Here is a 16,755-nt window from a genome sequence, read left to right as displayed (position 1 = left end):
TATGAAACTGCGTCCCTCGCTCGCTCTGCTGCTCGCTTTCACCCTCACCGGTGCGTACGCGCAATCGGCCGCCGATCTCGGCGCCGGCAACACGGGCCGCAAGGCATCGTCGTTGCCGCTCACCGCCAGCACCACGCAGGCGCAGGCGGCGCAGCTCTCGGCGCGCTTCCTCACCCGCTTCCATTACGACTCGCAGCCGCTCGACGACGCAATGTCGGCCAAGATCTACAAGGCCTACTTCGACGCGCTCGATGGCGAGAAGGTGTTCTTCACCCAGGGCGACATGGCCAAGTTCGCGCCGCTGAAAACGCAGTTCGACGACGCGATCTGGAACCAGGATCTGTCCGGCCCCTTCTCGGTGTTCAACCTGTACGTGCAGCGTGCGGTCGATCGCATGAGCTACGCGCGCGAACTGCTGAAGAAGGGCTTCGACTTCTCCACCAACGAGAGCTACACCTACGATCGCAAGAAGGCCGACTGGCCGAAGGATCAGGCTGAGCTCGACACGCTGTGGCGCCAGCGCACCATGAACGACTGGTTGCGCCTCAAGCTCGCCGGCAAGCCCGACGACGAAATCCGCAAGACGCTCGACAAGCGTTACGCCGGCTACATCGAGCGCGTACGCCAGCTCGACGGCGAGGACGCATTCCAGAGCTTCATGAACGCCTATGCCGAATCCACCGATCCGCACACCGACTACCTCGGCCCGCGCGCGGCGGAGAATTTCGACATCTCGATGAAGCTGTCGCTGGAAGGTATCGGCGCGGTGCTGCAGGCGCGCGATGAGTACACCCAGATCCGCGAAGTCGTGCCGGCCGGTCCGGCCGCCAAGTCGGGCAAGGTGCACGTGGGCGACCGCATCGTGGCGATCGGCCAGGGCGGCGACGGCCCGATGGTCGACGTGATCGGCTGGCGCCTCGACGACGTGGTCAACCGCATCCGCGGCAAGAAGGACACCACCGTCCGCCTGGAAATTCTGCCCGCTGACGCTGGCCTCGACGGCAAGCACGAAGTGATCTCGCTGGTGCGCCAGAAGGTCAGCATCGAAGAGCAGGCCGCCAAGAAGAAGATCATTGAGATCAAGGACGGCAACGTCAGCCGCAAGATCGGTGTGATCGATCTGCCCACCTTCTATTCCGACTTCGGTGCGCGTCGCGAGGGCGACAAGAACTTCAAGAGCGCCACCCGCGACGTTGCCAAGCTGCTCGGCGAGCTGAAGGCTGCCGGCGTGGAAGGCGTGGTGATGGATCTGCGCAACAACGGCGGCGGTTCGCTGACCGAAGCCAATGAGCTCACGGGCCTGTTTATCGACAAGGGTCCGGTGGTGCAGGTGCGCGATGCGCGCGGCGGTGTGGAAGTGCAGGGCGACGACGACCCGGGCATGGCCTGGAGCGGCCCGATGGCTGTGCTGGTCAATCGCGGCTCTGCCTCCGCTTCGGAGATTTTCGCGGCGGCCATCCAGGATTACGGCCGCGGCCTGATCATCGGCCAGCCCACCTTCGGCAAGGGCACGGTGCAGAACCTGGTCGATCTCGACCGCTTCAACAGCCGCGCCAGCAAAGAGAAGCCGCAGCTCGGCGAGCTGAAGATGACCATTGCCGAGTTCTTCCGCATCAACGGCGGCTCCACTCAGCTCAAGGGTGTGACGCCGGACATCAACTTCCCCAAGAACGGCGACGAGAAGGACTTCGGCGAGTCGACCTACGACAACGCACTGCAGTGGACGCAGATCGCGCCGGCGCCGGATTACAAGCCGGTCGCTGACCTCAAGGCTTACCTGGGCCAGCTGCAGACCAAGCACGAGGCGCGCGCCGCCAAGTCGCCCTCGTGGAAGCTGATGCTCGACGAGCTGGCGCAGTACCGCAAGATGCGCGACAAGACCGCGGTCTCGCTCAACTTCGCGCAGCGCCAGACCGAGCGTAAGGAGCAGGATGCCATCCAGGCCGACTTCCGCGCCCGCCACAAGGCGATCGACGGTAGCCTGGCTGATGACGACAAGGACAACCTCGACGACGGCCTCAACCCGAACGAGCGCAGCCTGAAGTCCGAGCTGAAGCAGGAGAAGGACGCCAAGAAGGCGGCCGACCCGCAGCTCGAGGAAACCGCGCACATCCTGTTCGACGCGGTGGGCCTGATCAAGGGCGACGCCAAGCTGGCATCCGAAGTGCTGCCGTATGGCGGTCGCTTCTCGGGCAATGCCACCGCGGCGGCGACGCCGGAGCAGTCGTCGAGTCCGGTTGCACACTGATCGACCCAGGTCGGAACGAAGAAGGCGGCGCACATGCGCCGCCTTTTTTATGCGGGGCGCGATGGCTTCGCCTTGCGCACGCACGACAACATCCCCATCCGTGCAACATCACACATGGGAGTGGGACATGATCGAGCTATACAAGCTGCACTGGTCGCACTACGTGGAGAAAGTGCGCTGGGCGCTGGATTTCAAGCGGCTGCCCTGGAGCGGCATCGACATCGTCGCCTTCACCAAGAAGGAAATGCAGCGTTTCGACTGCCCGCAGACGGTGCCGTTGATCCACGACACCGCCACCGGTGTGGCGATCAGCGACTCGTCACCGATCATCCGCTATCTGGACGAAACCTATCCCGGGCGACCGTTGTTTCCGATCGATCCGGCGGAACGCGACCAGGTGTGGCAATGGATGCTCCGGCTCGATTCCACCTTAGGCCTCTACGCACGCCGGCTCGGCTACACCCAGGTCATCATGGAATGCCCGCAGACGCTGGCGCAGCTGTTCATGCCCGACGTGTGTGGCGGCTTGTTCACGCGTCGCGGCTGGCGCCGTCTGGCCGCGCCAGTGCTGGGCATGATGTTGACGCTGCGCTTCCACTTTCATCGCAACCGGCAGGACGGGGTGTACGAAGCGCTGGAAGCGCTGCTGCGTCCCATCGCAAAGGAACTGCAGCAACACAATTACCTGGTGGGCGGGCAGTTCACCGCGGCGGACATCACGCTGGCCTCATTGCTCCGACCGCTGCGTATCGTTCCGTACTTCAGTCATCACCCCGAGCTGCAGTCGCTGTTCGTCTGGCAGGAGCGGTTGTTCCGCGAACATGGGCGCGATGCCACCTTCCCTTATGAGGACGCGATCCGCGCGCAGCGACAGCGCCGCGGAACGATGCGTGGCCTGGTGCGATGGATGAAGTCGGGCAGCGATGAACCCGGTGGCCAGCCACCTGATGCCCTGCAGGTGGCGAAGAACGATATCCACCCGGTGAACCGCTGGTCCCTGGTACTCGGCCTGCCGGCCTATCTGAAACTGCGCTGGTTCAGTGGGGTTCATTGGATGCCCAACGTCGCGCCGATTTACATGGTTAACCCATGCGAGCAGAAGTTATGAGCTCTTTTTATGTGGTGCTTGAAGCTAGGTCTGTACTTAGGAGCACCTCAAAAAACCTCGCCATGCCCGCCATTCCGGCGAAAGCCGGAGTCCAGTGCCTTTGTTCAACAAGAACTTAAAGTCTCTGGATCCCGGCTTTCGTCGGAATGACGAGTTTGATAAGGAATTATTCGAGCCCCCTAGGGGATGCTATTAATCGACTCGACAAAGAAATTGTAGTTGTCTGCATTGTTGGTTGCTTCATTTCTATTCGCTGTGGCCAGTTCGTGCGCATCCTTGCGGCCGTACTTGTAGTCTGTGGTTTTATCGACAAGGCTGTCAGCAACATGTGTCATCTCATGGATAATTGTGCTGGCCTGCCCTTCAGACAAGGCAAGTGGAGCTTTAAAGAAGGACTCGCAGTAATTGATGGAGCTTTTCGACTGGTCGTACCAGGCGAGGGTGGATTCCTTGTATTTCGCCGGATCGCAGCCGCAACCATATGGCACGGTGTTTATTCTTTCTGCGACGGCACGTAGAACACCTATTGGCCTGAAGTCGATTTGAGTGTAGTCGAGGTCGAAATAGCCTGGGCTTGGTGGGGTATCGATAAATTCTCTATTGTTGTCCGGAGTGCCGAACCAAAATATATAGTTGGAGTCATTTTTTACATTGACGCTATATAGGGTTTTATACCGGCCATCTTCTGATACTGTTTTATCGACAGTTTCTAGACCATCCATCAAATGGCTGATTGCATAGCCATCCCATTTCATTGCTTCGTTTTCGGCGGATAAAACGTCTATATCCTGATAGATGTCGCATTGGGGTTGGATGTAATCGCTTCTATCGGTTTGGCCGGTTGTGTTGCCATTAACGAGCTCTGGGCTGACAAAAATTATAAGTTCGTTACTAATTGATTTATTCGGGGCATAATCATCCGTGTCATAAAGTGTGGTATCTCCGTAATCTTGTTCATAGCTCACCCGAAATTTTCCTCCAGCCCGGAGATCATAGTCTTTCGATAAGTCGATCTCTTTGCTTAAGGTCTGTCCGGGCGTGATCGGGAAATAAAAATCTTTCTTTTCTTTGAAGGACATTTTTACGAATCGTCCAATAAATTTTGGTTTTTTACCATCATCTCCGATGACTGTAATGTAATCCCCCATCAGATGATTGTCAGGGTTGAAGACGGGGGTTTTTGGCTCTGGCAGTAGAAGGGTTTGGTGCCCTCGATTGGTGATCGTAACTACGATTTTGCCTGACTCCTTCGCGACCAATGATGCTGGGCTGGATAAAGTCACTTCGATGGATTTTTCCGCTGCTTGGCTGCTTTCTGATGCGAAGGCAAGAATTAGGATGAATGCAGATATCAATTTGATGTTTATTGTCATGATTTAAACGATCCTTGTTTTTCGCTTTTGTGAGTTCGCCTTTTGCCTCTACGATTGGAGGCGATATCTAACCTAGCAGTGCATTTAGTGGCATTCAATAACGAAATCTAACGATAGATTGCGAATCTATGGCGAGGTGTCGTTAGTTTTATGGTTCGTGCCGATGGTGGACCTGTCTGTGGACCTTCTGATGTACTTCTCTGATACGTCCGCCCTGAAATGAGGCATTACCCTCAATCCACGGACTTGCCGCCCAACGACAACTAAGCGTACATAGGCGCTGCCGCTTCCATCGTCGAGAACCGCCATGGACACGTTGTCGAACGTCGCGCTCGCCGGTGGCCTGGCCTGGGCCAGCGGTATCCGTCTCTACGCCACCGTTTTCGTCGCCGGCCTGCTGGGGCGGCTCGGTGTGGTGCACCTGCCATCGGGGCTGGACATACTCACCGACAACTGGATGCTCGGTGTGTCGGGCGTGCTGATGGTGGGTGAGTTCCTGGCCGACAAGGTGCCCGCCTTCGACAGCATCTGGGATGCCATCCACACCTTCATCCGCATCCCGGCCGGCACCTTGCTGGCGTGGGGTGTGTTCAAGGATTCCACGCCGGCGATGCAGACGGCGGCGGCACTGTTGGGCGGCGCGCTGGTGTCCGGTACGCACCTGGCTAAATCCGGCAGCCGTGCGCTCATCAACACGTCGCCCGAGCCCTTCAGCAACTGGGGCGCCAGTGTGGGCGAGGACATCTCGTGGATGGGGATTCTCTACCTGATGTGGCAGCACCCGCTGGTGCTGCTGATCGCGCTGGGGATCTTCATCGTGCTGCTGCTGTGGCTGCTGCCGAAAATCCTGCGCGGCCTGCGCGCGCTATGGCGCACCGTGCAACGCTTCCGCGGCGCGCTGGGCGGCGACACCACGGAAGACCGTCTGCCGCCGCCACAGTCGTTGCGCTGAAGGCTTACTTCGCCGCCTTCGCCTTCTTGGCGGCCTGATCCTTCTTCCACTGCTGGAACTCGCCGAAGTGCGGTAGTTCGCGCAGCACCTTGCTGCGCGGGTCGATGATCACCAGCGCCCCCGCCGGTGCATTGAGATGGCCTTCGCCGTTGGTCATCGGCACGGTGTGCAAGGTCTCGCCTACCTGCACCTCGATCGGCATCGGGAACGGCTTGTTCTGCGGCACCTCCCAGCGCAGGTTGAGCACATTGCCGTCGTGCTTCACATCCAGCTTCGGCAGCGCGGCCTGATAGAGGTAGACGTCGAAGAACCAGCGTAGATCGCGCCCGGTCACCTGATGCACGATGTCGATATAGTCTTTGGTCGTCGCATAGTGCGGCGCGAAATTGCCCGGCTTCGGATCGGGGCGGCCATACACCAGGCGGCGCACCGTCTCGAAGAACGCCTTGTCGCCAATCATCTGCCGCAACGTGTGCAGCGTCAGCGAGCCTTTGTAATAGATATCGTTGCCGGGGCCGTGATCAGCGTCGTACACCTCGTGCTCGAACTGGCTGCGGCCCGCAACGATGGGGTAGACGTTCTTCACCATGCTGCGTTCGTTCTGCAGCATGGAGAAATACGGCATGTCGCCGTAGAGGTACTGGCCGTACAGCGGCTGCATGTAGGTGCCGAAGCCCTCATGAATCCACATGTCGTCCCAATCGGTATTGGTCACCTGGTTGCCGAACCACTCATGGGAAAACTCATGCTGCAGCAACCAGTCGAAGCCGTACTCGCTGCGCGGGTAGCCGTTGCCGTAGGCGTTGATGGTCTGGTGCTCCATGCCCAGGTGCGGCGTTTCCACCACGCCCATCTTCTCGTCACCGAACGGGTAGGGCCCGATCTGCTCTTCGAAGAAATCCAGCATGCGCGGGAATTCGCCGAACAGCTGCTTGGCCTGGGCTTCATGGCCGCGCAGATACCACATCTGCATCGGAATCGTGTTGCCGTAGCGGCTGTGGTAATCGCCCTTCAACACTTCGAACGGACCGATGTTGAGCGAAATGGCGTATGTGGTCGGATGCTTGGCACGCCAGTGGTACGTGTGGTTCTCGCCCTCGTCCTGGATGTCCACCAGCACACCGTTGCCCGGTGCGGCGAGTGTCTTCGGCACCGTGATGTAGGTATCCACCAGGTCGGGCTTGCCCTGCGGATGGTCGATACACGGCCAGAACAGATCGCAGCCTTCGCCTTCCACTGCAGTGGCGACCCATGGCTGCCCATCCTCGGTCTTCGCCCAAACGAAACCGCCATCCCACGGCGCACGCTGCGCCACATGCGGCTTGCCACCGTAGTGGATCTCCACCGCAACCTTGCCGCCCTTTGCCAACGGCGCCGGCAGCTGGATGCGCAGGCGGCCATCCGGGTTGCTCCACGCGCTGGCGGCAAGCGGTTTGCCATCGACGCTGATATCGCTGATGGCCAGGTTATGGTCCAGGTCCAGCAACAACACATCGGTCGTTTCGCGCGCGGTAAAGGTGAGCTGCGCGGTGGCATCCAACGTCTGCTTCGCGATATCCGGCGTGAAATGCAATTCCGCATGATCGAAATTCACTCGCCGCTGCTCTACGGGCATCACGCCGCCCGAACGCTGTGTCAGCTCGCTGATCGGCGGCTGGGCAAGCGGCTTGGCCGGGGTATCGGCGGCAAATGCGGCACTGGTGCCCAGCAGGGCAGCCAGACCAAGGGTGAGCAGGCAAGGGCGGAAGATCGTCATGAGCGGGTCCCGGGGAACGAAGCCCATAGAATGGCAGCGTAGGGCTGCGCGCAACATCGCCGAAGGTCATGCCGGCGCGATCGAGGGCATGATTGGGCGTCTGCCTACCCCCATGCCACGGAATGCCAATGACACCGACCTCACCCGAGGCCTTTATCGTCCGCCGCGCGCCCGGTATCAGTCAGTTCCCATGGATTGAAGGGATCACCTGCACGCTGCTCGGCGTGATGGCGGCCGTGTTGTTCAAGGCGTCAACGGAAGCCACACCGGGCAGCTTCGATGGCCCGGGACTCTTCATGTTCGCCCTGGTGGTGTCGCTGCTGACAGCCTATCGGCTGGGCAAGGCTATCGTGGAGCACATGCCTTTGAGCGTGTCGCCCGCAGGCCAAGCGCTGTTGTGGCGATTCCAGCTCTCGCACCGCAACCCACAAAAAGTGCTGCTCGAGCACAAGTACAAGCTCTGGTACCGCACCTACGTCGTGTATGGCGATGGCCGTCTATTTGCCACAGAGAGTCATGGGCAACGGCAAGATGAAACCTTCGCGTGTGAGCTCGCCGCGTTCCTCGGCGTGTCTGCGTATAAACACGACGGCGCCGGGAAGCTGAGGAAGTTGGCGAGCAAGGGTTGAGCGTGTAGCGCCTTGCTCTTACCCCTCCCCCTGCTTGCAGGGGGAGGTCGGGAGGGGGTGAACCCTTGCGACGCCCTCTCATTGCATAGTCAAAAGACGACGTCCATTCGCGCATATCTCTGCTACCGGCAAGCAATCAGCAAGGGATAACTCTTTGCAGCTCCACCGCAAGGACATCCCATGCAACTCATCCGCCAGCCCGCCCGCGACCTTCGCAACAACAGCACCGACGCAGAGCGCCGTCTATGGCGTCTCCTTCAGCGCGCACAACTAGCCCGACACAAATTCCGACGCCAACATCCATTGGCTGGCTACATCGTCGACTTCGTCTGCATTCCTGCGCGATTGGTCATCGAACTCGACGGCGGCCAGTATCTCGATGCGGTGGCGTACGACGTGGAGCGCACGGCCAGGCTGGAGCGATTGGGATATCGCGTGCGGCGGTTCTGGAATGACGATGTGCTGCTACGCACGCATGAGGTGCTGGAGGAGATATGGAGGGAACTGGAGGGGTGGATAGGGGCGGTGTCGCAAGGGCCTACCCCTCCCCAGCCCTCCCCTGTCCCACGGGACTAGCTTCGCGTCGCAAGCAGGGGAGGGAGCAGGTCGCGCAAGCTCTTTACTCCTCCCCCTGCTTGCAGGGGGAGGTTGGGAGGGGGTAAGCCCTTGCGACACCCTCTCCCCATTCCCCTCAGCGCAAATACCGCCGCTGCAGGAAGGCAAAGAACGCCCGCACCCCCATCGCCTCGCCGCCGCGCGGACGCCCCGGGCGATCCGCGTCGTTCCACGCATACGTATCCAGATGCATCCACGCCGTCGATTCCGGCACAAAGCGCTCCAGATACAACGCAGCCGTGATCGCACCCGCATGCCGCGAGGGACCGGCGTTGGCGAAGTCGGCCAGATAGGAGTCGAGCATCTTGCGGTACGGACGCCACAGCGGCAGACGCCACAGCGGGTCGTTCACGTCGCGGCCGGCGGCCAGCACGTTGTCGGCGAGCTCGTCGCGATTCGCGAACAGCGCCGGCAGATCCGGACCCAGCGCGACACGGGCGGCGCCGGTGAGCGTGGCGAAGTCCACGATCAAATCCGGCTGCTGTTCGCTGGCGTAGGCCAGCGCATCGCACAGCACCAGGCGGCCTTCGGCGTCGGTGTTGTCGATCTCCACGCTATGACCGGCGCGAGTGATCACCACCTCACCCGGACGCAGCGCATTGCCGCTCACCGCGTTTTCCACCGCCGGAATCAGCAGCGTCAGGCGCACCGGCAACTTCGCTTCCATGATCAGGCGGGCCAGCGCGATCGCGTGCGCCGCGCCGCCCATGTCCTTCTTCATCCAGCGCATGCCGTCGGCGGGCTTGAGATCCAGGCCGCCGGTATCGAAGCACACGCCCTTGCCGATCACCGCCAGCTTCGGATGCTCGGTCTTGCCCCAGGTCAGTTCGATCAGGCGCGGCGAGCGATGGCTGGCGCGACCCACCGCATGGATGGTGGGAAAGTTGGCCTTGAGCAGCTCATCGCCCACCCATTCGCGCACCTTGCCTTTGTAGGTCTTGCCGAGCTGGTTCACCGCTTCGGCGAGCTGCTTCGGGCCCATGTCTTCGGTGGGCGTGTTGACCAGGTCGCGCACGTGCGCGGTGGCCTCCACCAGCGGCGCCAGCGTTTGCAAATCGGTGGCGGCAATGGCCAGCTTGGCCGGCGCCCGCTTCGCCTTGCGGTAGCGGGTGAATTCATACGCACCCAACGCCCAGCCCAGCGCCGCTTGCAACGGATCGGCCAGTACGCCTTCGGCAGCGAGGTGATAGTTGCCTTCCGGCAACAGGCGCGGCAGGTGGGCGACGGCGCTCAGCGCATCGGTCGCATCCACGCCCGCCAGTACGCGCGCCAGCTTGCCATTGGCGTCGGAGAGCAGGGCAAACGTACCGGGTGCGGCCTCGAAGCCGGTGTCGCTCAGCCAGCGTCGTTGCGCGGCAGTGAGACGGCGCTTGCTCGCCGTGAAATGCGCGGCGTCGACAGTCTCAATGGCGATGCTCTGGCGGTCGCCGGATTTGCGTTCGATCAGTGCGGACATGGGGCTCCATTCGACGCGCGGTGGCACGTCAGCTCAAGAAAGACTTGGCCGGGAATGATGCGCGCTTTCGCGCGTGATGCCTACGCCACAGGCGCGTCGTCCCGCCCTATGCAGGGATGACCAGGCAGGTGAGATCGGTCGCTCAGCGTGTCGCTGGATGCGCATCCAGCCAATCAGCCAGCGCACTCATATCCGGCAGGTCCAGATCCGGCGCGGGACCCAGCAGCCCTGGCCATGGATGTCTCGCGCGGTTGATCCACGCTGTGCGCAAACCCGCTTCGCGTGCGCCGACCACATCCAGTTCCGGATCGTCGCCGACGTGCAGGATTTCGCTGGGGATCACGCCCAGCCGCTCCGCCGCGGTCGTAAAGATCAGCCGGTCCGGCTTGGCTGTGCCGGTATCGCGCGCGCAGATGTGGTGCGTGAAATGAGCGCGGATGCCGATCAGGTCCAGATCCGCATTGCCGTTGGTCAGGCTGGCCACCGGCCGGTGCGCGGTAATGCGCTCCAGGGCGGGCAGGCTGTCGGCATACAGCTCCACGCTGTTGCGGGCGGTGAAATAAATTTCCCACAGCGCTTCCAGCGGCGCCTCGGCAATGCCGCAAGCGGCGAACGCGCGCTGCATGGTGATGTGGCGTTGCGCGGTGAAATCATGGGCCAGGTCGGTGCGCTCGGCAGCCACCTGGGCACGCAGGACGCGCATGGCCGGGATCGGCCATGCGCGCGCTACGTCGGGATAGTGCTGGCGCAGGTACGCATCCAGCTCGCGGTCCGCACGCTCCAGGGCCGGCAATACCGGCCACAGGGTGTCGTCCAGATCCAGCGTAAGAGCGCGGATGCGCACGTCAGCGCTTACTGCGCGCTGACCTTCAGCACCTGGCCGATCCGCACCATGTCGTTCTTCAGGCCGTTCCAACTGCGCAGGTCGGACACGCTCACCGAGTACTTCTTGGCGATCGCACCCAGCGTGTCGCCTTTGCCCACGGTGTGGGTCTTGGCATTGGCGCTGGCTTCGGCCTTCTTGGCGGCGCTTTCTTCGTTGCGTGCTTCCAGCGCCTGCTTGGCGTCCTGCGTGTGCTCCGAAGTCGGGGCGATCGCGGCACGCGAGGCGTAGGTAGCGCCCGGCGCAGCTACTGGCGTCGGCTCGGACACCGGGCGGGCGCCCACTTCGGCGAGGATCTTCGGGCGACGCGACGCATCCAGCTCGGCCAGGGCCGGCGCTTCGTCATACGGCACCAGCGAGTGCTCGCGCGCGATGCTGCGCACCGTGTCCGTGGTCAGGAAGTCGGTGAACACCTTCACCTGAGCCGCCTTCGGGTTGCTCTCGTTGGTGATCAGGTACACCGGGATAAACAGCGGGTAGCTGCCGTCCTTCACCGTGCCGGTGGTAGCGGGCACGCCGTTGATGTTGATGATCTTGACCTTCTTGTTGCCGGTGATGCCGGCCAGCGTGCTCACGCCCATCGCCTTCGGATCGAGCGTCACCGCCTCTTCCAGCTTCGCGGTATTCACGTACAGGCGCGGCGCTGCCACCGGCTGGCTGCCGCGGCCGAACAGCAGCTTGCGCAGGCTGTATTCCACACCGTCGCCGGGGCTCGCCACGGCATACAGGTTGATCGGCTCGTCGTTGCCGCCCACATCCTTCCAGTTGGTGATCTTGCCGTAGTAGATGTCATGCACCTGCTTCAGCGTCAGGCTGTTCACCGGGTTGGAGGGGTAGGTGATCATCACCAGCGCATCCCACGCCATCGGCGTGAACACCAGGCTGCTCTCCGCCGTGCCATCCGGGCCGCGCGCGCTGCCGGCGAAATCCGCCGAGCCCTTGGCGACGGCATCCAGGCCGGAGGCGGTGTTGAACGGCTGCACCTCGATCTTGCCCTTGCCGGCCTTTTCATAGGCCTTGGCCACGTCGGTCACGATGCCGCGCGCGGTGGTTACATCACCGCGCCACACCAGGGCGGGCACGGCCGGCTGAGCGGCTTTCTTGCTGGAGGTCTTGGCTTTGGGTGCGGCGGACACCGCGGTAGCGGCGCAGACGCCGATGAGTGCAACGGAAAGGATGCGTGCAAGACGGAAGGACATAGTGTTGGGAAACCCCGGGTTCGACTGAGTAAGGACTGCGTACTGCCGTCAATGGCATGCATGCGTAGATGAAGCTGCGGTATTTCATCCGGCCGCTGGCGAAACATCAAGCGAGTTCATGCGCTTGAGCAAAGAAAGACGCCGTGATGTGCGCGTCATCGCATCGTGGCCCGGCTTACTGAAACGCAAGCTGACGCGGGGCTTCCATATCAGACCCCGCTGCGACGCCATCTTGTAGGAGCCCACCCTGTGGGCGACCGCGCGCGGCGGCGCCTCCCCAGGCGCCCATCGCGCACAGGGTGCGCTCCTACCCGCTAGCGGATATCGACGTAGCGCACGCCTTCATCTCCCGACACCACCAGCACCAGCTGCCGCGGGTTCACCCCGGCCAGACGCTTCAGCGTCGCCAGGTTGGGAATGCGCAGGTTGCCCACGCCGATCACGATATCGTTGCTGCTCAGCCCAGCCAGCGCCGCGCGGCTGCCGGTGCGCACCGAACTTACCGCCACGCCGGACACGCCTTGACCACGCAGGTTCTGCGACAGCTCGCTAAAGGTCACCCCGGCCAGGCGCGCATCCAGGCTGGCGCCATCCAGCGTCGCCAGCTTTTCCGGCGTGAGCTTGGCCACCACGTCGCGCGCGGCACCGTTGCGCTGCACGCTCAGCTTCACCGCGCTGCCCACCGGCAGCAGGCCTTCGGCGTTGCGCAGCTCCTGTGCGTTGCGTAGCGGCTTGCCGTCGATCGCGGTGATCACATCGCCCACCTGGATATCCGCGCCATCCGCTGCCGAGCCGCTGCTCACCCGCGTCACGACCGCGCCCGTGGTGCTCTTCAGGCCCAGCACCTGCGCGATGCGCGGCGTGATGTCCTGCGTCTCCACGCCAAGATTGCCGCGGCTCACCTTGCCGTGCGCGATCAACTGCTCCATCACCTCGCGGCTCAGGTTGGTTGGAATCGCAAAGCCGATGCCCACGTTGCCGCCCGAGGGCGAAAAAATCATGGTGTTGATGCCCACCAGCTCGCCGCGCAGGTTCACCAGCGCGCCGCCCGAGTTGCCCGGATTGATCGAGGCATCCGTCTGGATGAAGTTCTGATAGCCCGTGCCGCCCAGGCCCGAGCGCTGCAATGCCGACACGATGCCCGAGGTCACCGTCTGCCCCAGCCCGAACGGGTCGCCCACGGCCACCACGAAATCGCCCACGCGCAGCTTCGACGAATCCGCCATCGGCAACGCCTGCAGCCCCGTGGCTTGAATCTGCACCACCGCCACATCGGTATCCGGATCGGTGCCGATCAGCTTGCCTTTGAAATCGCGCCCATCCTGCAAGGTCACCGTGATGTCGTCCGCGCCGCCCACCACGTGGTTATTGGTCAGCACATAACCCTTGGCCGCATCCACGATCACACCCGAACCCAGGCTCTGCGCAATGCGCTGGCGCTGCCCGCCGGGCAGGCCGAAAAACTGGCGGAACACCGGGTCGTCAAAGAACGGGTCGCGCACCTGCACCCGCGTCTTGGTGGAGATATTCACCACCGCCGGCGTCACCTTCTCCAGCATCGGCGCCAATGAGGGCAGCGCCTGCCCATCCACCGTCGGCGGCAGCGTGGCGTGACTGGCCAGTGGCGCGGCGGCGAGCAGGGCGGTGAGCAAGACGGCAAAGGGACGAGTGCGACGGTGTTGCATGAAGACTCCTCGACGAGGTTGAGCGTGAATATTGGATCGCTTCTGCGGCAGCAGTGCGAATCATAAAACCTGTTCGGTGCGCTCCATTTGAAGCGCGACCACGTGCTCTTTGCCCCTCCCCCTGCTTGCAGGGGGAGGCTGGGAGGGGGTGAGCTCTTGCGATGCCGTCACAAAACTTGAGGGCTTCACCCCACCCCGGCCCTCCCCTGCTGCACGCAGGGGAGGGAGCAGGTTCGTCACAAGTTTCAGTGCTACCACTGCGCCATCACGCATCGCGCGCACCCGAATTCCGCCGACATTCGACTAGCCGCAACGCCTACGGTTCCAACCGGTAAACCCGACAAAACTCTTTGACATCAGACAACCACGGGGGTAACGTTCACCTCCGTTCGCAACCACAACATCTTGTGTATGGATGCCGGCGTTTTAACAAGTGCTGGTGTCATGTAACAGCTCTTAGGGGGAGCGGTTGCAGTCCAGGCAAGGAAACGTCAGGCAAAGGCCTCGCAACATCGGTGGCAACACCACCAGCACGTAGCGAAACCGCGCGGACGGATAAGCCAACAGAATAAGAATCCAACGGGGCCGCAAGGCCGCACCGGGAGGTCAGGAAGCCGATGAGCACCGTGCGTGCACCAGCCGTGGGTCTGGAAATCAATCGAGATGGCGTTGCAATGATTCCTCTGCAGCCCGCATCACAAGACATCTGGGACAAGAAGTACCGACTGAAAGCCAAGTCGGGTGCCCCGGTCGACGGCAGCGTCGACGAAACCTATCAGCGCGTCGCGCGCGCACTCTCCGACGTGGAAGCCACGCCGGAACTGCGCGACCACTGGAACGAACGCTTCCTGTGGGCACTGCGTCGCGGTGCGATTCCGGCGGGCCGCATCACCTCCAACGCAGGCGCGCTGGAGCACAAGCCGGCCACGTCCACCATCAACTGCACCGTGTCCGGCACCATCCGCGACTCCATGGACGACATCCTGGAGAAGGTGCACGAGGCAGGCCTCACCTTGAAGGCCGGCTGCGGCATCGGCTACGAGTTCAGCACGTTGCGCCCGCGTGGCGCCTACGTGTCGGGCGCGGGCGCCTACACCAGCGGCCCGCTGTCCTTCATGGATATCTACGACAAGATGTGCTTCACCGTCTCCTCCGCCGGCGGTCGCCGCGGTGCGCAGATGGGCACGTTCGACGTAGCCCATCCTGACGTGAAGGAATTCATCCGCGCCAAGCGCGAAGACGGCCGCCTGCGCCAGTTCAACCTCAGCCTGCTCGTCACCGACGGCTTCATGCAGGCGGTGGAGCACGATCTGGATTGGCCGCTGGTCTTCCCGGTGCACGTGAAGGAACAGGACGAGATCGACCTCACCGACCCCGAGAAGGTCGTGTGGCGCGAATGGCCCACCCACGAAAACTACGTGGAGCGCGAAGACGGCCTGGTCGCCTGCAAGATCTACGGCCACATCCGCGCCCGCCATCTGTGGGACATGATCATGGTCTCGACGTACGACTACGCCGAGCCCGGGTTCATCCTGATCGACAAGGTCAACGAGATGAACAACAACTGGTGGTGCGAGCACATCCGCGCCACCAACCCCTGTGGCGAGCAGCCGCTGCCGCCGTACGGCTCCTGCCTGCTCGGCTCGATCAACCTCACCACCTTCGTGCGCGACCCGTTCGGCCCCAAGGCCCGCTTCGACTGGGACGAATACCGCGAAGTGGTGAAGGTGTTCACCCGCATGCTCGACAACGTGGTGGAGATCAACGGCCTGCCGCTGGAACAGCAGCGCAACGAGATCATGGGCAAGCGCCGCCACGGCATGGGTTTCCTCGGCCTGGGCAGCACGCTGACCATGCTCAAAATGCGCTACGGCGCCGCCGACGCGGTGAGCTTCACCGAAGACGTCTCGCGCGAAATGGCCGTGGCCGGCTGGGAAGTGGCCCTCGACCTCGCCAAGGAAAAGGGCCCGGCCCCGATCCTGCTGAAAGACTTCACCGTCACCGGCGACATGCTGCGCAAGCGCCCGGAAATGGTCGCCGACGGCTACAAAGTGGGCGACACCATCCCCGGCCGCGTGCTGCACGCCAAGTACAGCCGCTACATGCAGCGCATCGCCACCGTGGCGCCGAACCTGGTGGCCCAGCTCACCGAAACCGGCGCGCGCTTCACCCACCACAGCTCGATCGCGCCCACCGGCACCATCTCGCTGTCGCTCGCCAACAACGCCAGCAACGGCATTGAGCCGAGCTTTGCCCACCACTATTCACGCAACGTGATCCGCGAAGGCCGCAAGACCAAGGAAAAGGTTGAGGTGTACAGCTACGAGCTGCTCGCCTACCGCGGCTTGATCAACGCTAACGCGATGCCGTTCACCGACGACCCGCAGAACAAGCTGCCGGAATACTTCGTCGCTGCGGACGACATCTCGCCCAAGGAGCATGTCGACATCCAGGCCGCCTCGCAAAAGTGGATCGATTCCTCGATCTCCAAGACCGCGAACGTGCCCACCGACTACCCTTACGAAGACTTCAAGGACATCTACTTCTACGCCTATAAGCAGGGCCTCAAGGGCTGCACGACCTTCCGATTCAACCCTGCTGCATTCCAGGGTGTGTTGGTCAAAGAAGCCGATCTTGAGAGCACCCTCTACCGCTTCGAATTAGAAGACGGTAGCGTTATCGAACTGAAAGGCAACGAAGAAGTGGAATACGACGGCGAAATGCACACGGCCGCCAACCTATTCGATGCCTTGAAGGAAGGCTATTACGGCAAGTTCTGAATGCAGGCCAGCCGCTTCTCGAAGCGGTTGGCCTGTGCGCGGTTCGATGTTCGAAGCCTTGATACACGCAG

At 62.2% G+C, this 16,755-nt stretch carries 12 protein-coding genes; 6 read left to right on the top strand and 6 right to left on the bottom strand.

Translation table 11 applies throughout. The features are described from left to right. Position 1: 1 nt before the first annotated feature. Complete coding sequence (locus tag ISS97_RS15330; protein ID WP_379985550.1) at positions 2 to 2,248, top strand: carboxy terminal-processing peptidase; 2,247 nt, start codon at positions 2 to 4, stop codon at positions 2,246 to 2,248. Positions 2,249 to 2,375: 127 nt separating this feature from the next. After that, entirely contained in the window at positions 2,376 to 3,356 is a 981-nt protein-coding gene (locus ISS97_RS15325; RefSeq protein ID WP_379985551.1) for a glutathione S-transferase family protein, read from the top strand. A 179-nt stretch (positions 3,357 to 3,535) separates the two neighbouring features. Here ISS97_RS15325 and ISS97_RS15320 read toward each other — a convergent pair whose 3' ends face one another. Further along, positions 3,536 to 4,729, bottom strand: coding sequence for a M35 family metallo-endopeptidase (locus tag ISS97_RS15320; protein WP_379985552.1), 1,194 nt, complete (start codon positions 4,727 to 4,729; stop codon positions 3,536 to 3,538). A 307-nt stretch (positions 4,730 to 5,036) separates the two neighbouring features. On the opposite strand from ISS97_RS15320, the gene ISS97_RS15315 reads away from it, so the two are divergent. Continuing rightward, the gene (locus tag ISS97_RS15315; RefSeq protein ID WP_379985553.1) at positions 5,037 to 5,681 is read left to right on the top strand and encodes a DUF4126 domain-containing protein; all 645 of its coding nucleotides are present in this window, start codon (positions 5,037 to 5,039) and stop codon (positions 5,679 to 5,681) included. A 4-nt stretch (positions 5,682 to 5,685) separates the two neighbouring features. Here the strand turns inward: ISS97_RS15315 and ISS97_RS15310 are convergent, their stop codons facing one another. Next, positions 5,686 to 7,437, bottom strand: coding sequence for a M1 family metallopeptidase (locus tag ISS97_RS15310; protein ID WP_379985554.1), 1,752 nt, complete (start codon positions 7,435 to 7,437; stop codon positions 5,686 to 5,688). 128 nt (positions 7,438 to 7,565) lie between these two features. On the opposite strand from ISS97_RS15310, the gene ISS97_RS15305 reads away from it, so the two are divergent. Next, positions 7,566 to 8,066, top strand: coding sequence for a hypothetical protein (locus tag ISS97_RS15305; protein WP_379985555.1), 501 nt, complete (start codon positions 7,566 to 7,568; stop codon positions 8,064 to 8,066). A 180-nt stretch (positions 8,067 to 8,246) separates the two neighbouring features. After that, the gene (locus ISS97_RS15300) at positions 8,247 to 8,642 is read left to right on the top strand and encodes an endonuclease domain-containing protein (RefSeq protein WP_379985556.1); all 396 of its coding nucleotides are present in this window, start codon (positions 8,247 to 8,249) and stop codon (positions 8,640 to 8,642) included. 115 nt (positions 8,643 to 8,757) lie between these two features. Here the strand turns inward: ISS97_RS15300 and ISS97_RS15295 are convergent, their stop codons facing one another. The 4 genes from ISS97_RS15295 to ISS97_RS15280 form a co-directional block, all read right to left on the bottom strand. After that, entirely contained in the window at positions 8,758 to 10,137 is a 1,380-nt protein-coding gene (locus ISS97_RS15295) for a leucyl aminopeptidase family protein (RefSeq protein WP_379985557.1), read from the bottom strand. Between the two features lie 142 nt (positions 10,138 to 10,279). After that, positions 10,280 to 10,981: an HAD family hydrolase gene (locus ISS97_RS15290; RefSeq protein ID WP_379985558.1), complete on the bottom strand. Its 702-nt coding sequence runs from the start codon at positions 10,979 to 10,981 to the stop codon at positions 10,280 to 10,282. Positions 10,982 to 10,989: 8 nt separating this feature from the next. Beyond that, a complete protein-coding gene (locus ISS97_RS15285) occupies positions 10,990 to 12,219 on the bottom strand; it encodes a LysM peptidoglycan-binding domain-containing protein (RefSeq protein ID WP_379985559.1) in 1,230 nt (409 codons plus the stop codon). Positions 12,220 to 12,533: 314 nt separating this feature from the next. Next, positions 12,534 to 13,904, bottom strand: a complete 1,371-nt coding sequence (locus tag ISS97_RS15280) for a Do family serine endopeptidase (protein ID WP_379985560.1) — start codon at positions 13,902 to 13,904, stop codon at positions 12,534 to 12,536. Positions 13,905 to 14,521: 617 nt separating this feature from the next. Between ISS97_RS15280 and ISS97_RS15275 the strand changes: the two genes are divergently transcribed. Then, entirely contained in the window at positions 14,522 to 16,684 is a 2,163-nt protein-coding gene (locus tag ISS97_RS15275; protein ID WP_379985561.1) for an adenosylcobalamin-dependent ribonucleoside-diphosphate reductase, read from the top strand. The last annotated feature ends 71 nt before the right edge of the window (positions 16,685 to 16,755 follow it).

Source organism: Dyella koreensis, assembly GCF_044904565.1.
Classification (GTDB): domain Bacteria; phylum Pseudomonadota; class Gammaproteobacteria; order Xanthomonadales; family Rhodanobacteraceae; genus Dyella_D; species Dyella_D koreensis.
The sequence above is the reverse complement of the archived record's forward strand: the minus strand, read 5'-3'. Positions and strand labels throughout refer to the sequence as shown.